Genomic DNA, 18,718 nt, shown 5'->3' on the forward strand with positions numbered 1-18,718 from the left:
GTTGCCCATGACTTGACCGGAGTGGGTGCGAGGGGGCGGTGGGCGTGGCGGTGCGCAGGGGAGTGGTCGGGCTGGTGGCGGGAGCGGTCCTCGCATGGGGTGTCCTGGGGGGCGGGAGCGGCGCCGCGGTCGCCGCCGACGATCCCGCGCCGGGCTCCGCGTACTCGGCCACGACCGGCGTCGGGCTGCACAACGCGTACGAGAAGTCGAAGCACCCCTACTTCGCCGACGCCCTCGACTCCGGTGCCGGAATGCTGGAACTCGACGTGTGGACCAACGTGTTCGGCAGCGGATGGCGGGTGTCCCACAGCAACCCGCTCGGCAACGACAACAACTGCGAGAACGCCCAGAACCCCGGTGAGCTGCGTACCAAGCCGCGCAACCAGAGCCTGGCCGGATGCCTGAGGGACATGCGCAGCTGGCACGACGCCCATCCGGGCCACCGCCCGATCCTGGTCAAGGTCGAACTGAAGGACGGGTTCCAGGGCAGACGCGGGCGCGGACCCGCCGAACTCGACGCGCTCCTGACGACCGCCCTGGGCGACGCCCTGTATCGGCCGGGCCGGTTGGCCGCCGGACACGCCTCTCTCGACGACGCCGTACGCGCCAAGGGCTGGCCCCGGCGTTCCGAACTCGCCGGGAAGTTCGTGGTCGAGTTGATACCCGGCACGGTCGAGCAGGGCAACCCCGCCGACACCCTGTGGACCGACCGCGAGTACGCCACGCATCTGCGCGACCTCGCCGCGGCGGGCCGCCTGGGTGAGGCCGCCGCCTTCCCCGCCGTGCTGGGCGCGGAGGCGGGTGATCCGCGCGGGCGGTACGCGGACGCGTCGATCCGTCCGTGGTTCGTGCTGTTCGACGGGGACGCCTCCGCGTACGCGGGCGGGGGCATCGACACGCGGTGGTACGCCGACCGGCGCTATCTCGTCGTCATGACCGACGCCCACAGTGTCGCCCCGGCCATCGACGGGACGCGTCCGACCGAGGCGCAGGCGAAGGAGCGGGTCGCGCTGCTCGCGGGGCGGCACGCCAGCATCGTGTCGTCGGACTGGTATCCGCTGCCGGGTGTGCTCTCGACCGTGCTTCCGCGGGGCTGAGCCCGGAACTGGCTCCTCCAGGGCCCCGGGCCCTCCGCCTTGTCCGTGGCGGAGCTGACCCGGCCCATGGCGTACGCACTCGCACTACCGTGAAGAAATGACGCCGCCCCCCACGCCGCCGCCCCCCACGCCGCCGCCCTCCCCGCCCCCCACGCCGGGCCCCGCCGACCTTCGTATCACCGGCTGCACCGCCCTGACCCACGACCCGTACGGGGAGATCGTCTTCATCGAGGACGCCACGATCGTCGTACGTGACGGAGTCATCGCCTCCGTCACCCCCACGGAGGCCACGGCCCTCACGGACACCATGGGCCCCGCAGGCCCCGCCGACCACCACCCCGAGGAAATCGACGGCCGAGGCACGGTCGCCCTCCCCGGCCTCATCAACTGCCACACGCACACCCCGATGGTGGCCCTGCGCGGCCTCGCCGAGGATCTGCCCGCCCACGCGTGGTTCAACGACTGGATCTGGCCCATCGAGTCCAATCTGACCGAACGCACGGTCGGGCTAGGCGCGCGGCTCGCCTGCGCCGAGATGATCCGCGGCGGCGTCACCACCTTCGCCGACCACTACTTCGCCATGGACACCGTGGCCGACGTCACCGAGGAGAGCGGTCTGCGCGCCGTCCTCGGCCAGGCCTACTTCAGCTCCCAGGGGCCCGAAGGGCGGGCCGCCTCGCTCGACTTCGCGCTGCGCCGGCACGGCAGCGCCGACGGGCGCGTCACCACCTGTCTGGCCCCGCACGCCCCCTACACCGTCGACGACACCGATCTCGCCGCCACCGCCGACCTCGCTCGCGAACACGGGCTGTTGGTGCACATCCACGCCGCCGAGAACCGCGAGCAGACCGAGAACAGCCTGGCCCGCCACGGCCGCACGCCCATCGAGGTCCTGGAGCGCGCCGGGCTCCTCGACGTGGACCTCCTCATCGCCCACGCCACCGGCCTCGACACCGCCCGCGACCTCCCCGTACTGCGCCGCGCCGCCGAACGTGCCGCCGGACGCGTCGCCGTCGCCTCGGCGCCCCGCGGCTATCTGAAGTTCGGCTGGGACACCACACCCGTGCGGGCGCTGCGCGAGGCCGGCATCCCCGTCGGCCTGGCCACGGACGGCGCCGCGTCCAACAACACCCTCGACGTATGGGAGTCGATGACGCTCACCGCCCTCGTCCAGAAGCACGCGGAGAACGACCCGACCTGGCTCACCGCCCGCCAGGCCCTGGACCACGCCACGCTGCAGAGCGCGCGGGCCGTCGGGCTCGGTCGGGAGATCGGCGGCCTCGCCGAGGGGCGACGGGCCGACATCATCCTCGTGGACCTGACCGGGCCGCACACACAGCCCGTGCACGACCTCGCCGCGACCCTCGTACACAGCGCCCGCTCCGGTGACGTGCGCACCACCATCGTGGACGGCAGGGTCGTGATGCGCGACCGCGAACCGCTCACCATCGACGTGCGGGAAACCGTACGGGAATTGGGCGAACTGCTGCCCGAACTGGTCGACCGGAGCCATGGCGGACGGGTCCAGGAGTACGAGGGATGATCGCGGGCCGCGCCCTGCCACAGCCTCTGGCCCGCGGCGCAGGGGGAGTTCTCAACTTTCTTCGGCTTTTCTCACCCGCGAGCGATGAGTTCCGCACACCCCGGCGGTCCACCCTTCACAGAGGTACGCGCCCGAAGGGTGGAGGAGACACGCCATGGGACTTCCGGACATCGTCACACGCGAGGAGTGGCTCGTCGCGCGTGAGGAGTTGCTGGCCAAGGAGAAGGCCGCCACCCGCGCTCGCGACGCGCTCAACGCCGCGCGGCGCGGACTGCCGATGGTGGAGGTCGACAAGGAGTACTACTTCGACGGCTCCGACGGGAAGGAGACGCTGCTCGACCTCTTCGACGGCCGGGACCAGCTGATCGTCTACCACTTCATGTTCGCCCCCGAGTGGGACGCGGGCTGCCGCAGCTGCTCCGCCTTCCTCGACCAGATCGGACACCTCGCACATCTGCGGGCGCGCGGTACGAACTTCGTCGCCGTCTCCCGCGCCCCGTACACCGCGCTCCTCACCTTCAAGGCCCGCATGGGCTGGACCGTGCCCTGGTATTCGACGAACGGCGGCGACTTCAACCACGACTTCCAGGCGTCCTTCGCCGAGGAGCCGCATGACGTGCCCGCGATCAACTGCTTCCTGCGGTCCGGCGACCGCGTCTACCACACGTACGCGACGTTCGCCCGAGGCCTGGACGGCATCGGCTCCACCACCAGCCTCCTCGACCTCACCGCGCTCGGCCGGCAGGAGGAGTGGGAGCGGCCCAGGGGACGCGCGTCGGCGCTCGGCGCCCCGGCGGGCAGCGCGCGGGTGCGGTACCACGACGAGTACGAGGACTGAGACTCCCCGGAGCCTCGCAGGAGGAGGCCGCTCCCGGGGAGAACCCTGGGAAATGCCGCAACTCCGTCTCGGTCCGGTTACATCGCGAGCCTTCGGACGGGTTCCGCGCGTTCTCCTCAGTACAGGGTCTTCGGACCGCGTATGGACCAGAACGGTACGGGGGACAGGAACATGACGAACGCACCAGTGGTGTTGGAGCGGTTTCCGGCGGGCGGACCCCGCGGGTCGTGGCCCGCGGAGGAGTTCGCCCGGGCCCGCCGCCAGGAGGGCCGGCCCGCGGAGGTCGTGATGGACCTCGCCTCGGACGCCTTCCTGGTGATCATGCGCGAGCCGGAGGAGACCCGCGCGGCGGCGTGAGGGCACCCGACCGGGCCCCGTAAGGGGCGCGGGAGCTGCGCGACCAGCCACGGGCGATCCGCGGGGAAGGAACCGACCGAGAGACCGCTCAACCCAGCGGAGCGCCCCGCGCGCGAGACCACCCGGGCGTCGTCCCCGTCGCCCGGCACAACGCCAGATACAGCGGAATCGGCGGCGTGTAGGGGACGTCGCCGTCCGGACGATTGATCAGCACGGGGCGCCGTCGCCCGCCGTCCCGGACGACCGCGCCCGCAGAGTAGGCGACCGGCGCGGGCCACTCCATGGCGACGTCGGAGTCGGCGGGCACGATCCACCACCAGCGCGGCCCGTCCTCGTACACACAGCCCACGCGCGGCAGCCGGGACATCAGCCGGGGCCCGAGCGCCGCGGGCACCGCCACCGCGTCGCACCCGAGCGGCTGGGTCATTCCTTCGGGCAGGTCGAGCCGCGTGGGCGGTGGTGGCGGGGCTCCGGCGCGCTGTCGTCGCCGGGAGAGCCGGACCAAGGTGTTCAGATCCAACGGCCGCACCGTACCCGCGCTCACATGCCCCCCGCCCGCGTCACTGCCACGCTCGACTCACCCGATACCCGTACCTGTTCTCCGCGCGCGCCGTTCTCCGCACACGCGTTCCCCGTATACGCCGACGCCATCGTTCTGGTCCGCGCCGCCGCAATCGGTCGTGCCGTCACTTCTTCGGTCTACGCGTAACTTCTTCGGTCTATGCGTAACTTCTTCGGTCCACGCGAAAACTTCTTCGGTCTACGCGGACGCCGACACTGCTTCCGTCGGCGTCCGCCGCAACTCCGCCCACACCGTTCGCCCGATCCCGGGCCCCGCGTCGTGGACGCCCCACGCACTGCTCACCGCGTCGACGAGTAGCAATCCCCTCCCGTGCTCATCGTCGGCCCCCCTGTGCACCGGGCGCGGCATCCCTGAACCGCAGCCTTCGTCACGTACGGCTATTCGCAGCTTCTCCGGATCCGCGCAGAACTCGCAGATGATCCGCCGGCTCGCGGTGTGCACCACGGCATTGGTGACCAGTTCGGAGAGGATGAGTGCCGCCGCGTCGCAGGCGTCGTCGTCACGCACCGCCCAGTCGCCGAGCCGTGCGCGCATCAGCCGTCTGGCTTGCGCTACGGAGCCCGGTCTCGGGGCGAGGGCGAAACTGACGCAGACCTCGGCGGCGTCTTCGGGCCAGGCCTCGGCGAGAACGCCGAGACGGCCTCCGACGGCTTCGGTTCCTAACAGCGCGGGCGGAGTCACGCTCTCCACTATCGCCCCGCCCAGAACACCTTGGCAAGACCCACTCTGAAAAGTGCACAGTGGCGTGTCCCTCCGAGACGGCACATGGCACACTGCTCGCAACAGCTCGCGGTGCGGTGTGAGTTGTGACAACGCGGAGTCAGGTGGAGGTAGGAGACGTGAGCGAACCGCGGTCCGCGCCGACGGTAGGCCAGGTCGTCCTCGGTCGTCGCCTGCAGGATCTGCGCGAGAGCGCGGGTCTGAAACGCGAGGAGGCGGCGAAGATCCTGCGCGTCGCCCCGGCCACCGTCCGCCGCATGGAGACGGCCGAGGTCGCGCTGAAGATCCCGTATCTCCAGCTGCTCCTGAAGGCCTACGGCGTCGCCGACGACGAGGCCGAGGCCTTCGTGTCGCTCGCCGAGGAGGCCAACAAGCCGGGCTGGTGGCAGCGGTTCCACGACATCCTGCCCGGCTGGTTCAGCATGTACGTCAGCCTGGAGGGCGCCGCCAGCCTCATCAGGTCCTACGAGCCGCACTTCGTGCCCGGCCTGCTCCAGACCAGGGAGTACGCGCACGGGGTCATGCGCTCCGGCGCCATCGGCCAGACCCGCCCCGCGGACATCGAGCGGTATGTGGCGCTGCGCATGGAGCGCCAGGCGCTGCTCGCCCGCGAGGACGCGCCCCGGCTGTGGGTCGTGATGGACGAGACCGCGCTGCGCAGACCCGTGGGCGGCCCCGAGGTGATGCGCGAACAGCTCGACCGGCTGCTCGAAGCCACCGAGATGCCCCATGTCACGCTGCAGGTGGCGCCGTTCGCGGCGGGCCCGCACCCCGGAACGTACGGACCGTTCGTGCTCTTCCGCTTCGCCATGGCGGAGCTGCCCGACATGGTCTACAGCGAGTACCTGACCGGCGCCGTCTACCTGGACGCGCGCAAAGAGGTGGCCACCCACCTGGAGGTCATGGACCGCATGGCGGCGCAGGCCGCCACGGCACAACGCACGAAGGACATCCTCCGGGACGTCCGCAAGGAGCTGTGACATGGACCGACATCGAGCCGGAACCCGCCCCGCCGGTCCGCGTTCACCAGGAGCCCGCGACGACTCGCGCGTCGAATCCCGCGGCGAGTCCCGGATCTACAACGGCATGCCCGCCCGTGACCTCGGCAACGACGGCTGGCACAAGCCGTGGAGCGGCGGCAACGGCGGCAACTGCCTGGAGGCCATGAAGCTGGCCGACGGCAGGGTCGCGGTGCGCCAGTCCGCCGACCCCGACGGCCCCGCGCTCATCTACACGCACGGGGAGATCAACGCGTTCATCCAGGGGGCGAAGGCGGGCGAAGCGGACTTCCTGCTGTCGTGACCCTCCTTGACCCAAGCCTCTTGAAACCCCTGAGCCTGCACTGACCCGTGGAGCTGCCATGACCGACCCGTCGTACATCGACACCAGCAAGCCGCACCCCGCACGGATGTACGACTGGTTCCTGGGCGGCAAGGACAACTACCCGGTGGACGAGGAGATGGGCCGCCAGCTCGTCGCCATGGACGGGCGGGTCCTGACGATGGCGCGGGCCAACCGCGCGTTCATGCAGCGCGCCACGCGCTGGCTCACGACCCAGGGCGTACGGCAGTTCCTGGACATCGGCACGGGCATACCGACCGAACCGAACCTCCATCAGATCGCACAGGGCATCGCTCCGGAGACGCGTGTCGTCTACTGCGACAACGACCCCATCGTCCTCGCCCACGCCGAGGCGCTGCTCCGCTCGACGCCGCAGGGCGTCACCGAGTACATCCAGGCGGACTTCCGCGAGCCCGAGAAGATCCTCGAAGAGGCCGCGCGCGTCCTCGACTTCGACCGGCCCGTCGCCCTGTCGCTGGTCGCGCTGCTGCACTTCATCGCGGACGAGGACGGCGCGTACGACCTGGTGGACCGTCTGATGCGGGCACTGCCCTCCGGCAGTCATCTGATGCTGTCGCACGGCACGGGCGAGTTCACGCCGGACACGGCGCAGCAGGCCGGGGAGCTGTACAAGGCACGCGGCATGACGCTGGCGCTGCGTACGCGCGCCGAGGTGACCCGCTTCTTCGAGGGGTACGAGATGGTGGATCCCGGAGTCGCGGTCATCGACCAGTGGAAGCCGGAGCTGGGCGAGCGCGCACCGGACGCGGGGGAGGGGCCGACGCCGGGGTACGGGGCGGTGGCGCGCAAGCCCTGAGAGCGGGCGGGGATCAGGTCAGGGCCAGGATGAAACACGCCGACGCGGCGAGCGAGGCCACGCCGCGCACGTGGTTCCAGGCGCTCCATTCACGTACGTACGTACGCCAGTACGTCGCGCCCGCCTCGCTGTCCGGGTCGACCTCGGCGAGGGCGTCGTTGCGGGGAACGTTGGCGGCGACGGTCACGCCGAACGAGCCGAAGAGATGCAGCGCACAGCCGAGCAGCAGTTCGAAGGTGCCCTCCTCCGGCCAGAGGACGAACGTCACGACGGCGAGCACCGCGCAGAGCCCCGTCGCGCCCAGGAACACGGCCATGAACGCCGGGCCGACCGCGGTGACGTTCAACGATTTCATCGCGGCGATGCCCTGCGCCGGGGGCAGGGCGGCCAGGCCCTTCATCACGAAGGCCGAGAACGCGGCGAAGGCGCCGGCGGTGAGACCGCAGGCGAGTACGCCCAGCACGGTGAGGACGAAGTACGGTCCGTCGATCATGGCAACTCCCGTGGTGGATGAGGCCGTTACGTCGGATGGACGGGCCGCGAGTGATCCTGCACGGCGGCCCGTATCCCCACAAGTCAATTGCGAAACCTGTAGGGAGGGGTGACGGCATCATGAACCTGTGCGACTCGAACCGATCACCTGGGAACGCCTGGCCGACACCCTCGCCGACCGCCTGCTCGACCTGAAGACGAACGACGGCAGCCCCTGGCCGCGCGTCGCCGTGGACGGGGCGCCTGCGAGCGGCACCGGCGAACTGGCGCGGCGGGTGGGCGACGCGCTGCGCCTGCGTGGGCGGACCTCGCTCGTGGTCGCCACGGAGGACTTCCTGCGGCCCGCCTCGCTGCGACTGGAGTACGGGCGTCAGGACGTGGAGGCGTACTACAGCGGCTGGTTCGACACCGGCGCGCTGTGGCGCGAGGTCCTCGGGCCGCTGGACCCGGAGGGCACGGGCCGCGTCCTGCCCGACCTCTGGGACCCGGCGGCCGACCGCGCCACCCGCAGCCCCTACGTCCGGCTCCCGCCCGGCGGCGTGCTCTTGCTGCACGGGCCGCTGCTGCTCGGCCACTGGTTCCCGTTCGACCTGACGGTGCACGTACGCCTCTCGCCGGGTGCCTTGCGGCGGCGTACGCCGGAGGGGGAGCGATGGACGCTTCCGGCCTTCGAGCGGTACGAGACGGAGACCGACCCCGCGGCCGTGGCCGACGTGGTGGTGCGGGCGGACGATCCGCGCCGTCCGGCGTGGAGCGGCTGACCCCGGGGCCGGGGCGGTTCCGGTCACTTCCGTGAAAGCCTATCTATATGCACGTGCATATAGATAGGCTGCGGCCATGACTTCGAACGCGAACGCGAACACGAATACGAACGCGAATACGAACGCGAGCCCGCAGGCGAACCCCGTCGTCCTCGGGGAATCCGTCCGCACCCTCCTCGACGGCAGGAACTTCGCCAGCGTCGCCACGCTGGGGCCGGGCGGCGCCCCGCAGAACTCGGTGGTGTGGATCAAACGGGACGGCGACGCCATCCTCTTCTCCGCCACCGCGGGACGCCAGAAGGTCCGCAATCTCGAACGCGACCCGCGCATCAGCCTCTCGGTCTACGACCTCACGAACCCGTACTCCTCGGCCGAGATCCGGGGCACCGCCGAGATCCTGCCGGACGAGGGCAAGCGGCTGCCGTACGAGCTCTCGCACAAGTACCTGGGCATCGACCCGCCGGCGGAGAAGGACGACGAGATTCGCGTCATCGTCCGCGTCACCCCGCGCAAGGTCATCACGTTCGCGCCCTGAGGTGCTCGGCTCCGGATGCGGCTCGCCGGGGGCGCCACGAGAATGAGGACGCCGGGACCAGCGGCGCGCTCGCGCCGCTCCGGACACTGCCCGGCAACGGGAGGTACCGATGACCACCGCCGGAGACATCATGCACCCGGGGGCCCAGTGGATCCCCAGGCACGAGACCCTGGACCGCGCCGCCCAGCTGATGCGCGAGCTCGACGTGGGCGCGCTGCCCATCGGCGACGAGAGCGAACGGCTCTGCGGCATCCTCACCGACCGCGACATCGTGGTCGGCTGTGTGGCCATGGGGCACGATCCGTCGCAGGTCACCGCGGGCGACCTGGCGAAGGGCACGCCGCGCTGGATCGACTCGGGCGCCGATGTCGACGAGGTCCTGCGGGAGATGCAGGGCCACCAGATCCGCCGCCTGCCGGTGATCGAGAACAAACGGCTCGTCGGCATGATCAGCGAGGCCGACCTGGCCAAGCACCTCTCCGACGACCAGCTGGCGGGCTGGGTCGAGAGCGTGTACGCCCAGGGGTAGCTCCGCCCCGGGATCACAGCCAGCCGCTCCTCCTGAACCCGCGGTACAGCGTGAAACAGGCCGCCGCGACGAAGCTCATGATCAGCGGGTACCCGAACCGCCAGTGCAGTTCGGGCATGTGATCGAAGTTCATGCCGTACATACCGCAGACCATCGTCGGCACCGCGATGACCGCCGCCCAAGCGGTGATCTTCCGCATGTCCTCGTTCTGCGCGACCGTCACCTGCGCGAGGTGCGCCTGGAGAATCGAGTTCAACAGCTCGTCGAAGGCGGCGATCTGCTCGGTGGCCCGCTTCAAGTGGTCGTCGACGTCCCGGAAGTACGCCTGTATCTCCGGGGCGATGACCCGCATCGGCTGGGTGGCGAGCACCTGGAGCGGGCGGCCCAGCGGCACCACCGCCCGCTTCAGCTCCAGCAGTTCGCGCTTGAGCTGGTAGATGCGGCCGGGGTCGAGCCGCTCGCCGTCCGGCGCGAAGACGGCCGTCTCGACCTGGTCTATGTCCGACTGCACCGCGTCCGTCGCCGCGAGGTAGTCGTCCACGACATGGTCGGCGATCGCGTGCAGCACGGCGGCCGGTCCCTGGGCCAGCTGCTCGGGCGAGGCCTCCAGCTCCTCGCGCAGCGGGCCGAGCGAGCCGTGCCGGCCGTGCCGGACCGTGATGACGAAGTCCCGGCCCACGAAGGCCATGATCTCGCCGGTGTCCACCACCTCGCTGGTCGAGGTCAGTTCCGTGTGCTCCACGTAGCAGACGGTCTTGAAGACGGCGAACAGTGTGTGGTCGTACCGCTCCACCTTCGGGCGCTGATGCGCGTGCACCGCGTCCTCCACGGCGAGCGGGTGCAGGTCGAAGAGGTCGGCGATGCCGGCGAACTCCTGCTCCGTCGGTTCATGCAGACCCAGCCAGACGAATCCGTCGTCCGTCTTGCGGATGCGCTCCACCGCCTCCACCAGGTCGCGGCCGGGGGGCTGGCGCACCCCCTCGCGGTACGTCACGCAGTTCACCACCGACGAGCCCAGGGGGGAGCGGGCTGGGTGGCTCAGGTCGACGCGGGCGCCGCGGCGGCCCAGGCGGGCCACTTTCCGAAGGCCTGTGACCTTGCTCAGGTTTCCGACCTTGCTCAGGCTTCCGACCTTGCTCAGGTTTCCGACCTTGCCCAGGCTTCCGACTTTTCGCAGGTTGCCTGCCATCGACATGTGGGGCTCCTCGCGCTGATGACGTGACGTGTCAGTCTGCCAGGACGGTTGCGTACTCCGCTGAGGCCTGTGGGAACGGAGCATTCCGTTCCGGAATGACCGGTTCTGCCTCCCGGGAGCAAGCCGGACAACTGGGATGATCCTGGCATGACGCGAATCGACGGCCACCTCCTCGACCCTCGGCAGCTCCCCGACCCCCGTCAGCTCTCCGACGCCCGGCAGGCCCAGGACAAACAGCGCTTCGCCGCCTACGCCGCCCTCTTCGACCCCACGACCTTCGGACACATCGAGCGCCTCGGCATCGGCCCCGGCTGGCGCTGCTGGGAGGTGGGGGCGGGCGGCACCTCCGTGATCTCCTGGCTCGCCAAGCGGGTCGGCCCCACCGGCAGGGTCCTGGCGACGGACATCGACACGTCCTGGCAGACGCGGGCCGCGCGCTCGCCCCTCGAAGTGCGCACGCACGACGTCGCCGCCGACCCGCCGCCCATCGAGGGGTTCGACCTCGTGCACGCGCGGCTCGTCCTGGCCGACGTCGCGGATCAGGAGGGGGCCTTGAAGTCGATGCTCAGGGCGCTGCGGCCCGGCGGCAGGCTCCTGATCGAGGAGGCCGACCCCGCGCTCCAGCCCCTGGCCTGCCCCGACGAGTACGGTCCGGCACAGGAGTTGGCCAACCGGCTCCGCCGCGCCGTGCGCACGCTGCTCGCGGAACGCGGCGCCGACCTCGCGTACGGCCGCCGGCTGCCCCGCCTGCTGCGCGAGGCGGGCCTGCGCCACGTGGAGTCCGACGCGTACTTCCCCCTGGCCTCACCGGCCTGCGCGGCCCTGGAGACAACGACCCTCCAACAACTCCGCCAGGACCTGATCGCAGCGGGCCTCACCACCCCCGACGACCTCGACAACCACCTGTCGAACATCGCCACACCCTCCATGGACGTGGCGACCTCCCCCCTGATCTCGACCTGGGGAAGAAAGCAGTAACCCTCCACAAGACCCCTTCCCCGCGCCCGAGCCCGGCCCCACGAAAACGGCCACTTCGAAGACGAGAGCCCCACCTCGGCAGGGGCGCGGGGAACGGCGCGCTCAGCCCAAGGCAACCGTCACTTTGAGGACGGGACGAGCCCTCCGACAGGGGCGCGGGGAACTGCGCGACCAGCCCAAGGCAACCGGCACTCCGAAGACGGGTCCAGCGCGCCCGAAGGGGCGCGGGGAACGGCGCGCTCAGCCCAAGGCAACCGTCACTTTGAAGACGGGTCAGGCCCCCTGGCAGGGGTGCGGGGAACGGCGCGCTCAGCCCAAGGCAACCGGCACTCCAAAGACGGGTCCAGGTCCCTCGGCAGGGGCGCGGGGAACGGCGCGACCAGCCCGAGACGACCGGCACTATAAACACGGGGCCAGCCCCCCGGGAGGGCACGCGGGGAGCGGCGCGACCAGCCGACCCCACAACCCGCAGTCCAAAGCAGACCGCAACCCCCAGCCCCCCGCCCCTATCCAGAACCGCACCGCACCCCGCCCGGCGGCCGACCCCCCACCCGCCCCACAGCCACACCCCCCGCCCGACACCCCTCCGCCGCCGCCCCCAAAAGCCCCGCCCCCGCCAGCCGCGAGGCCAGAAACGCCCCGGTGAACGCGTCACCCGCCCCCGTGGTGTCCCGCACCCTCGCCCGCACCGCGGAAACCCGCCCCAGCACCTCACCACCCCGAGCCACCACCGCCCCACCCAGCCCCGAGGTGACCGCCACCACGGAGAAGCGGCGGCTCAGCTCCACCGAGGCGGCCGCCGCCCCGGACACCCCCGCGAGCAACTCCGCCTCCCCCTTGCTGGGCAACAGCACCGCCACCCCCTCCACCGCCGCAAGAAACCGCTCCACACCCACCTCCTTGAGGAACCCCTCCGACGCCGGATCGACACTCACCGGCACACCACGCGCGCGTGCCGCAGCCATCGCCGCGCCGGCCGCCGCCCGGCTCGGCGCGGCGAAGAACAGGTAGCCGGAGAGATGCAGCCAGGCCACACCGTCGAGCAGCGCGGGCGACCAGTCGGCGGAAGAGAGCCGCAGCGAGGCCCCGCTGTCCGTGAGGAAGGTCCGCTCGGCCCCCGCACCCCCGTCCACCAGGCAGATCACCGTTCCGGTCGGCGCCTCGGGGTCGACGACGAGCCGCGGCCGCACCCCCGCGCGCGTGAGCGCCGCCTCGTGCCACGCCGCGGAGTCGGCGCCGACCCGCCCCAGGAGGCGTACGTCCGGGCACCCCCAATGCGCGGCCCAGCACGCCACGTTGGCCCCGGCGCCTCCCGGCACGGCGCGGATGGCCGCGGCCGTGTCGGTGCCCGGCGCGAGCGGCGTACGGTGCCGCGCGACGATGTCCATGACGACGTCCCCGACGACGAGCAGCCCCCCGGCCGGGCGCGGAGCCGGCCGCACCGTCACCGCCCGGCCCACGCGGCCGCGACCCGCCCCGCGAGCCGTACGTTGCCGCGCACCGCCGCGAGATTGGCCTCCAAAGAAGCCCCTTCGGTGCGCCGCATCAACTCGTCGAGCAGGAACGGCGTGACCGCCTGCCCCGTGACGCCCCGCTCCTCGCAGGCGCGCAGCGCTTCGTCCAGCACGCGCGCGTGGAGCGCGGGATCGAGCTGCTCCGCCTCCGGCACCGGATTCGCCACGATCAGCGCCGCGTCGGGCCCGCCGAGCGCGTCCTGCGCCCGCATCACCCCGGCGACCTCCCCGGGCGTACGCAGCGTCCAGTCCACGCGGTGCCCGGAGTCGGCGAGGTAGAAGCCGGGGAAACGGTCCGTCCGGTACCCCGCGACCGCGACCCCCAGCGTCTCCAGGCGCTCCAACGTCGCCGCCACGTCCAGGATTGACTTCACGCCCGCGCACACCACCGTGATCCTGGTGCGGGCGAGCAGCCCCAGATCGGCCGACTCGTCCTGCGTCTGCGTCCACTCCCGATGTACGCCGCCGAGCCCGCCCGTGGCGAACACCCGTACCCCGGCGCGCGCGGCCAGCAGCGCCGTCGCCGACACCGTGGTCGCCCCGCTGACGCCCGCCGCGACGGCGAGCGGCAGATCGCGGTGGCCCAGCTTGCGGATGCCCTCCTCGTTGGCGACCCGCTCCAACTGGGCCATGTCCAGGCCCACACGGGGGCGCCCGTCCAGGACCGCGATCGTCGCGGGGACAGCGCCCTCATCACGTACGACCGCTTCGAGTTCCTTCGCCACCTGGAGGTTGCGCGGCCGCGGCAGGCCGTGCGCGATGATCGTGGACTCCAGGGCCACCACGGGGCGCCGCTGCGCGACAGCCGTCCGTACCTCGTCGGACACCACCAGCACGGGCCTGCCTCCTGCCTGTCGGGTCTCCCCTCATCCCTGGCGGGCGGTGCACCCCGCCAAACCCTTCCGGCGCGCCGGAGGCCGACCCCGGCAGGGGGTCCGCGCGGGCTCCGTACGACCCCCGGCTAGGGTGACCGGCCATGACCATGAATGATCGAACTGTTGCGTCTTTTGCCGTGCATATTCCGGATGTCGAGCTGGAGGCCGAGCCGCTGGACCCGGAGCAGATCGTCTCCGGTGACCCGGTGGTGACCGGCAAGGTGCTGTGGGAGTCCGCCGACGGCAAGCAGCTGCGCGGCATCTGGCAGATCACGCCGGGTGTGGTCACCGACACCGAGGCCAATGAGCTGTTCGTGGTCGTCAGCGGCCGCGCCACCGTCGAGGTCGAGGGCGGCGACACGCTGGAGATCGGCCCCGGCGACGCGGCGGTGCTGCGCGAGGGCGACCGCACGACGTGGACGGTGCACGAGACGCTGCGCAAGGCGTACCACATCACGCTGCCCTGACCGCCCTGAGACCTGACCGCCCTGAGAGTGGAGAGTCAGGCCTTGGAATCAGGCTTTTTGAGCGCCCTGAGCACGGCGAGCGCGGCCATCGGCAGCAGGACGCAGACCCCGACGAGGTTGAGCCAGCCGTAGCTCGCCCGCGCGACGATCAGGCCCGCGGCCGCGCCGCCGATGCCCGCCGCCGCGTTCATCGTCAGATCCGAAAGGCCCTGCACGGCGGCCCGGGCGGGCTGCGGCACCGAGTCGGTGAGCAGCGCCGAGCCGGAGACCAGGCCGGCGGACCAGCCGAGGCCCAGCAGGAAGAGCCCGGCGGCGGTCTGGCCGTGGCTGGGGCCCGCCGTGCCGGCGAGCAGCGCGGCGCAGCACAGCAGCCCCACGGCCAGGCCGATCACGGAGAGGCGGCCGAACCGGTCGGCGAGCCAGCCCATCACCGGCGAGAACGCGTACATGCCCGCGATGTGACCGCTGATGACGAGGCCGACCAGTTGCAGGCTCGCACCGTGGTGCCCCAGGTCGACCGGGGTCATCACCATGATCGAGACCATCACCGTGTGCGACGCGGCCACCGTCACCAGCGCGAGGCGGGCCATCGGCGAGGCGGCCACCGCGGCGACACCGGCCTTCAGCGAGCGGCTCTGCGCGGTCCCGCTGTCCTGCGGGGCCAGCGCGCGGGAGGTCAGCAGCGGGTCGGGCCGCAGCAGCACCGCCACCACCAGCGCGGCGGCCGCGAAGATCCCGGCGGCGAAGAGGAACGGGCCGGCCTCCTCGGGAATGGAGGTGCCGGTGAAGATCCGGCTCGCGGGCGCGGAGATGTTCGGTCCGAGCACGGAGCCGATCGTGGTGGCCCAGATGACGTGCGAGATGGCCCGGCCGCGCCGGTCGGGTTCGGCGAGGTCGGCCGCGGCGAACCGCGCCTGCAGGGTGGCCAGCGAGCCCGCCCCGAAGGCCGCCATGCCGAGCAGCAGCAGGGCGAAGCTCTCGACGACCGAGGCGAGCACGACGAGCCCCGCGCCCAGCGCGCCGATCACATACGCGAGGACGAGCCCGGCACGCCGCCCGCGCGAGTTCATCAGCGCGGCGAGCGGCAGCGAGAGCAGGGCCGTACCGGCCACGGAAGCGGTCGGGGCGAGGCCGGACAGCGCCTCCGTCCCGCTCACATCGGTGGCCAGCATCGGGGCCAGGGCGATGCCGATCGGCACCCCGAGCCCGCCCAGTATCTGACTGGCGATCAGTACCGCGTTCGTACGGCGGCGGAGGGCGGCCAGCGCCTCCGGCCCGGGTATGTCGGGGGCGTCGAGGGTCGAAGTCACTGACGCAGTGTGCCAGGGCGTTCGTCCGTACGAAACAGGGTCGCCGCGGCGGGCCGTGGTGACACCGGAACAGAGCTGTGGCGTCAGAACAGCGGCCGGGGCAGCACCCCCTCCAGCGCGAGCAGCAGCCGCTTGGTCTCCAGGCCCCCGCCGAAGCCGCCGATGCCTCCGTCGCTCTCCACCACGCGGTGGCAGGGCACCACGACCGGCAGCGGATTGGCGCCCATCGCGATGCCGACGGCCTGGGCGGCGCCCGGCCGGCCGACGCGGCGGGCCAGGTCGCCGTAGCCCACCACCGCGCCGTACGGCACGCCGGAGGCCAGCTCGCGCAGTACCTGGCGGTTGAAGCCGGAGATCAGCGACCAGTCCAGCGGCAGCTCGAAGTCGCGCCGCTCGCCCGCGAAGTAGGCCGCGAGCTGCCGTATCGGCTCGGCGAGCAGCGGCGAGTCCGGGGCCCGGACCGGCTCGGCGCCCAGCCGGGAGCCGAGCCGCTCCAGAGTCTTGTCCCGCACGTCGTCCGTGGCGTGGAAGGCCACGGTGACGAGCCCCGCGCCGGTCGCGGCGAGAAGCAAGGGGCCGATGTCGCTGCCGACGACGGTCCACACGGCCTGACGCTGGTCCTGGTCCATGCCGACCACCGTACGACCGCCCACTGACAACGCGGCCCGTCAGCGGTGTGCGTCAGTCGTCCCGCAGCGCCTCACGCACGACGTCGGGCGTGTTGGTGATGATCCCGTCCACGCCGAAGTTCGCCGCGCGCACCGCGTTCGCGGCGTCGTTGATGGTCCAGGTGAAGATCTCCAGAGGCTTGCCGTGCGGGCCCTTGAGCGCGTGGATCGCGGAGACGTAACCGGCCGATATGGAGCTGTGCGTCGAGTTGATCTGGTCGGAGAACTTCGCGTACGCGGGCAGGTCGGCGACCGCGGGGGTGCCGAGGAAGCCCGTCTTCACATCGGGCCGCAGCGCGTGCACGGTCTTCACGCTGTCGGCGCTGAAGCTCTGGATGACCAGCTTGCTCTTGACGTGGTGCTTGTCGAGCCAGCCCGTCTCGCGGAGCACACGCAGGCCCTGCTTCTCGATGCCCGGGTAGAGCTCGGGCTTCTTGAACTCGAAGACGAGCTTCTGGTGGTTGTGCGAGACCCGGCGCATGTACTGCTTCAGGGTCGGCACGCGCTGGCCCGCGTACTTCGGGCTGAACCAGCTGCCCGCGTCGAGCTTCGCGATCTCCGCCGCCGTGAAGTCGGCGACCTTCCACGGGGCGCGGCCGGGGAAGACCTCCTCGACGTCCGTCGTCCGCTTCAGGTTGTCGTCGTGCATGATCACGAGCTCGCCGTCCTTGGTGCGCTGGACGTCGTTCTCGACCCAGCGGAACCCCATGTCGCGAGCCTTGTCGATGGCCGCGAACGTGTTCTCCGGGGCATAGGCGGAGGCGCCGCGGTGGGCGACGATCAGCGGTCTGTCGTGCTCACCGGTGCGCGTCGCCGCGGGTGTCTGCGCGGAGGCGGTGGCGGAGGGGAGGACGAGTGCACCGGCTCCCAGGAGGGCGGCGGTGGCGGCAGCGGCAGCGCGTGCGTACACGGGTACTCCTCGCGTCGTGAGATCGCGGACCGGTCGAGAGTGACAGTCCACGGCCAACGAGAAACAGGTGCAGGATGGCCACAGGTTGAACGGAGTCACCAAAGTCGAGGACCCCGCGCGCGGGAAACGCGATTCTTTGCCGGAAAATCGTTCGGACGCCCCGGCGTGAGCTTTACTCTCTGCCTCAGCCGATGGTCCTTCAGACGGCCGACGGTAGGGGGTAAATAGGGCGTTTTACGGCATTTGGGCACAACAGGCGGAAGGGCTACCGCGCATGCAGGGCACGGTCGACGGGTTCAGCTACGGAGTCGTCACACCGGTGGTGGCCTACGCCATGGCCTGCCTAGGAGGAGCACTCGGGCTGCGCTGCACGACCAGATCGCTGCTCGTCGCGCACTCCTGGCGGCCCGGCTGGCTCGCGCTCGGCTCGGCCGCGATCGGCTCCGGGATATGGACCATGCACTTCGTGGCGATGATGGGCTTCACCGTCGAAGAGGCGCCCATCCACTACGACAAGGCGCTGACCTTCGCCAGCCTCGCCGTCGCCATCGTCATGGTCGGCGTCGGCATCTTCATCGTCGGCTACCGCGGCACGACCGGCACGGCCCTGTTCACCGGCGGGACGATCACGGGCCTCGGCGTGGCATCGATGCACTACCTGGGAATGGCCGGTATGCGTCTTCGCGGGACGCTGGAGTACAACACGCTCACCGTCGCCGCGTCCGTGGTGATCGCCATGGTCGCCGCCACCGCCGCGCTCTGGGCGGCCGCGCAGGTGCGGGGCTTCCTGTGGAGCCTGGGCGCGAGCCTCGTCATGGGCCTGGCCGTGAGCGGCATGCACTACACCGGGATGGCGGCCCTCAGCGTCCATCTGCACGGCTCGGACGCCGCGCCGCCCGGCGACTCGTCCGCCGAGATCCTCGCGCCGATGATGATCGGGCCGCTCGCCTTCCTGCTCCTCGCGGGCGTGATCGTGATGTTCGACCCGCTGATGGTGATGGGCGGCCACCGGACGGACACCAGGAGCGGCGCGAAGGGCGGGCGCCCCGGCCGGTCCTACCCCGTCCCGCGCTCGGGCGACCGGCACGTCCCCGGGCCCCGCCGCGGCTCCGGCCGGCGGCCCGGCTCGCGCACCCCGCAGAACCGGTGACGTAGCGCCGCCCGGCGGCCGATCCTGCCCGGTTGTCA

General features: G+C 71.4%; 23 protein-coding genes. 14 read left to right on the forward strand and 9 right to left on the reverse strand.

Annotated features, from left to right (window positions below; translation table 11 throughout):
- Positions 1-44 precede the first annotated feature (44 nt).
- The 4 genes from ACWDZ7_RS11400 to ACWDZ7_RS11415 all read left to right on the forward strand — a co-directional run bounded on the left by ACWDZ7_RS11400 (position 45) and on the right by ACWDZ7_RS11415 (position 3,835).
- Positions 45-1,097 carry a phosphatidylinositol-specific phospholipase C domain-containing protein gene (locus ACWDZ7_RS11400; protein WP_451796446.1) on the forward strand — a complete coding sequence of 351 codons (1,053 nt, stop codon included), beginning with the start codon at positions 45-47 and terminating at the stop codon, positions 1,095-1,097.
- Positions 1,098-1,194: 97 nt separating this feature from the next.
- Positions 1,195-2,640 (forward strand): amidohydrolase, encoded by a 1,446-nt coding sequence (locus tag ACWDZ7_RS11405; RefSeq protein WP_451796447.1) that lies wholly within the window; start codon positions 1,195-1,197, stop codon positions 2,638-2,640.
- A 154-nt stretch (positions 2,641-2,794) separates the two neighbouring features.
- Positions 2,795-3,478 carry a DUF899 domain-containing protein gene (locus tag ACWDZ7_RS11410; RefSeq protein WP_451796448.1) on the forward strand — a complete coding sequence of 228 codons (684 nt, stop codon included), beginning with the start codon at positions 2,795-2,797 and terminating at the stop codon, positions 3,476-3,478.
- Between the two features lie 171 nt (positions 3,479-3,649).
- On the forward strand, positions 3,650-3,835 hold the full coding sequence (locus tag ACWDZ7_RS11415; RefSeq protein WP_451796449.1) for a hypothetical protein: 186 nt from the start codon (positions 3,650-3,652) through the stop codon (positions 3,833-3,835).
- 88 nt (positions 3,836-3,923) lie between these two features.
- Here the strand turns inward: ACWDZ7_RS11415 and ACWDZ7_RS11420 are convergent, their stop codons facing one another.
- Together ACWDZ7_RS11420 and ACWDZ7_RS11425 are read right to left on the reverse strand one after the other, a co-directional pair.
- Positions 3,924-4,355 (reverse strand): hypothetical protein, encoded by a 432-nt coding sequence (locus tag ACWDZ7_RS11420; RefSeq protein ID WP_451796450.1) that lies wholly within the window; start codon positions 4,353-4,355, stop codon positions 3,924-3,926.
- A gap of 240 nt (positions 4,356-4,595) precedes the next feature.
- Positions 4,596-5,099: an ATP-binding protein gene (locus ACWDZ7_RS11425; RefSeq protein ID WP_451796451.1), complete on the reverse strand. Its 504-nt coding sequence runs from the start codon at positions 5,097-5,099 to the stop codon at positions 4,596-4,598.
- Between the two features lie 158 nt (positions 5,100-5,257).
- Here ACWDZ7_RS11425 and ACWDZ7_RS11430 point away from each other — a divergent pair, with 158 nt between their 5' ends.
- Genes ACWDZ7_RS11430 through ACWDZ7_RS11440 form a run of 3 tightly spaced genes read left to right on the forward strand, consistent with a single transcriptional unit; the run spans position 5,258 to position 7,296 of the window.
- The gene (locus tag ACWDZ7_RS11430) at positions 5,258-6,118 is read left to right on the forward strand and encodes a helix-turn-helix domain-containing protein (RefSeq protein WP_451796452.1); all 861 of its coding nucleotides are present in this window, start codon (positions 5,258-5,260) and stop codon (positions 6,116-6,118) included.
- Position 6,119: 1 nt separating this feature from the next.
- Entirely contained in the window at positions 6,120-6,440 is a 321-nt protein-coding gene (locus tag ACWDZ7_RS11435; RefSeq protein ID WP_451796453.1) for a DUF397 domain-containing protein, read from the forward strand.
- 58 nt (positions 6,441-6,498) lie between these two features.
- A complete protein-coding gene (locus ACWDZ7_RS11440) occupies positions 6,499-7,296 on the forward strand; it encodes an SAM-dependent methyltransferase (protein ID WP_451796454.1) in 798 nt (265 codons plus the stop codon).
- 13 nt (positions 7,297-7,309) lie between these two features.
- Here the strand turns inward: ACWDZ7_RS11440 and ACWDZ7_RS11445 are convergent, their stop codons facing one another.
- Complete coding sequence (locus tag ACWDZ7_RS11445; protein ID WP_451796455.1) at positions 7,310-7,789, reverse strand: anthrone oxygenase family protein; 480 nt, start codon at positions 7,787-7,789, stop codon at positions 7,310-7,312.
- Between the two features lie 127 nt (positions 7,790-7,916).
- Here ACWDZ7_RS11445 and ACWDZ7_RS11450 point away from each other — a divergent pair, with 127 nt between their 5' ends.
- The 3 genes from ACWDZ7_RS11450 (at position 7,917) to ACWDZ7_RS11460 (ending at position 9,613) form a co-directional block, all read left to right on the forward strand.
- The gene (locus tag ACWDZ7_RS11450) at positions 7,917-8,549 is read left to right on the forward strand and encodes a uridine kinase (RefSeq protein ID WP_451796456.1); all 633 of its coding nucleotides are present in this window, start codon (positions 7,917-7,919) and stop codon (positions 8,547-8,549) included.
- A 76-nt stretch (positions 8,550-8,625) separates the two neighbouring features.
- A complete protein-coding gene (locus ACWDZ7_RS11455) occupies positions 8,626-9,084 on the forward strand; it encodes a PPOX class F420-dependent oxidoreductase (RefSeq protein ID WP_451796457.1) in 459 nt (152 codons plus the stop codon).
- Positions 9,085-9,193: 109 nt separating this feature from the next.
- On the forward strand, positions 9,194-9,613 hold the full coding sequence (locus ACWDZ7_RS11460) for a CBS domain-containing protein (protein WP_451516844.1): 420 nt from the start codon (positions 9,194-9,196) through the stop codon (positions 9,611-9,613).
- Between the two features lie 13 nt (positions 9,614-9,626).
- Here ACWDZ7_RS11460 and ACWDZ7_RS11465 read toward each other — a convergent pair whose 3' ends face one another.
- A complete protein-coding gene (locus tag ACWDZ7_RS11465) occupies positions 9,627-10,736 on the reverse strand; it encodes a magnesium and cobalt transport protein CorA (RefSeq protein ID WP_451796529.1) in 1,110 nt (369 codons plus the stop codon).
- Between ACWDZ7_RS11465 and ACWDZ7_RS11470 the strand changes: the two genes are divergently transcribed.
- Together ACWDZ7_RS11470 and ACWDZ7_RS11475 are read left to right on the forward strand one after the other, a co-directional pair.
- Positions 10,647-10,835 (forward strand): hypothetical protein, encoded by a 189-nt coding sequence (locus ACWDZ7_RS11470; RefSeq protein ID WP_451796536.1) that lies wholly within the window; start codon positions 10,647-10,649, stop codon positions 10,833-10,835. The two genes, ACWDZ7_RS11465 and ACWDZ7_RS11470, sit on opposite strands and share 90 nt — an antisense overlap.
- Positions 10,836-10,955: 120 nt before the next feature.
- A complete protein-coding gene (locus tag ACWDZ7_RS11475) occupies positions 10,956-11,786 on the forward strand; it encodes a methyltransferase domain-containing protein (protein WP_451516846.1) in 831 nt (276 codons plus the stop codon).
- Positions 11,787-12,292: 506 nt separating this feature from the next.
- On the opposite strand, the gene ACWDZ7_RS11480 is transcribed toward ACWDZ7_RS11475, so the two are convergent.
- Both ACWDZ7_RS11480 and ACWDZ7_RS11485 read right to left on the reverse strand, forming a co-directional pair.
- Positions 12,293-13,234 (reverse strand): carbohydrate kinase family protein, encoded by a 942-nt coding sequence (locus ACWDZ7_RS11480; protein WP_451796458.1) that lies wholly within the window; start codon positions 13,232-13,234, stop codon positions 12,293-12,295.
- Positions 13,231-14,136 carry a pseudouridine-5'-phosphate glycosidase gene (locus tag ACWDZ7_RS11485; RefSeq protein ID WP_451796459.1) on the reverse strand — a complete coding sequence of 302 codons (906 nt, stop codon included), beginning with the start codon at positions 14,134-14,136 and terminating at the stop codon, positions 13,231-13,233. Before ACWDZ7_RS11485 ends, ACWDZ7_RS11480 begins: the two co-directional genes overlap by 4 nt.
- Positions 14,137-14,276: 140 nt before the next feature.
- On the opposite strand from ACWDZ7_RS11485, the gene ACWDZ7_RS11490 reads away from it, so the two are divergent.
- Positions 14,277-14,642 (forward strand): cupin domain-containing protein, encoded by a 366-nt coding sequence (locus ACWDZ7_RS11490; protein ID WP_451796460.1) that lies wholly within the window; start codon positions 14,277-14,279, stop codon positions 14,640-14,642.
- Positions 14,643-14,677: 35 nt separating this feature from the next.
- Here the strand turns inward: ACWDZ7_RS11490 and ACWDZ7_RS11495 are convergent, their stop codons facing one another.
- The 3 genes from ACWDZ7_RS11495 to ACWDZ7_RS11505 form a co-directional block, all read right to left on the reverse strand.
- A complete protein-coding gene (locus ACWDZ7_RS11495) occupies positions 14,678-15,952 on the reverse strand; it encodes an MFS transporter (RefSeq protein ID WP_451796461.1) in 1,275 nt (424 codons plus the stop codon).
- Positions 15,953-16,035: 83 nt separating this feature from the next.
- Entirely contained in the window at positions 16,036-16,581 is a 546-nt protein-coding gene (locus ACWDZ7_RS11500) for a methylated-DNA--[protein]-cysteine S-methyltransferase (RefSeq protein WP_451796462.1), read from the reverse strand.
- 52 nt (positions 16,582-16,633) lie between these two features.
- On the reverse strand, positions 16,634-17,530 hold the full coding sequence (locus ACWDZ7_RS11505) for a glycerophosphodiester phosphodiesterase family protein (RefSeq protein WP_451796463.1): 897 nt from the start codon (positions 17,528-17,530) through the stop codon (positions 16,634-16,636).
- A 274-nt stretch (positions 17,531-17,804) separates the two neighbouring features.
- Here ACWDZ7_RS11505 and ACWDZ7_RS11510 point away from each other — a divergent pair, with 274 nt between their 5' ends.
- Positions 17,805-18,680, forward strand: a complete 876-nt coding sequence (locus tag ACWDZ7_RS11510) for an MHYT domain-containing protein (protein ID WP_451796464.1) — start codon at positions 17,805-17,807, stop codon at positions 18,678-18,680.
- Positions 18,681-18,718 lie beyond the last annotated feature (38 nt).

The sequence above is a fragment of the Streptomyces sp. NPDC003032 genome, from assembly GCF_053591415.1.

Bases quoted from the DNA above. Each gene is read 5' to 3' on its own strand.
- ACWDZ7_RS11490 (WP_451796460.1), top strand. From the start codon at position 14,277: ATGACCATGAATGATCGAACTGTTGCGTCTTTTGCCGTGCATATTCCG.
- ACWDZ7_RS11455 (WP_451796457.1), top strand. From the start codon at position 8,626: ATGACTTCGAACGCGAACGCGAACACGAATACGAACGCGAATACGAAC.
- ACWDZ7_RS11445 (WP_451796455.1), bottom strand. From the start codon at position 7,789: ATGATCGACGGACCGTACTTCGTCCTCACCGTGCTGGGCGTACTCGCC.
- ACWDZ7_RS11405 (WP_451796447.1), top strand. From the start codon at position 1,195: ATGACGCCGCCCCCCACGCCGCCGCCCCCCACGCCGCCGCCCTCCCCG.
- ACWDZ7_RS11475 (WP_451516846.1), top strand. From the start codon at position 10,956: ATGACGCGAATCGACGGCCACCTCCTCGACCCTCGGCAGCTCCCCGAC.
- ACWDZ7_RS11460 (WP_451516844.1), top strand. From the start codon at position 9,194: ATGACCACCGCCGGAGACATCATGCACCCGGGGGCCCAGTGGATCCCC.
- ACWDZ7_RS11510 (WP_451796464.1), top strand. From the start codon at position 17,805: ATGCAGGGCACGGTCGACGGGTTCAGCTACGGAGTCGTCACACCGGTG.
- ACWDZ7_RS11435 (WP_451796453.1), top strand. From the start codon at position 6,120: ATGGACCGACATCGAGCCGGAACCCGCCCCGCCGGTCCGCGTTCACCA.
- ACWDZ7_RS11415 (WP_451796449.1), top strand. From the start codon at position 3,650: ATGACGAACGCACCAGTGGTGTTGGAGCGGTTTCCGGCGGGCGGACCC.
- ACWDZ7_RS11440 (WP_451796454.1), top strand. From the start codon at position 6,499: ATGACCGACCCGTCGTACATCGACACCAGCAAGCCGCACCCCGCACGG.
- ACWDZ7_RS11410 (WP_451796448.1), top strand. From the start codon at position 2,795: ATGGGACTTCCGGACATCGTCACACGCGAGGAGTGGCTCGTCGCGCGT.
- ACWDZ7_RS11500 (WP_451796462.1), bottom strand. From the start codon at position 16,581: ATGGACCAGGACCAGCGTCAGGCCGTGTGGACCGTCGTCGGCAGCGAC.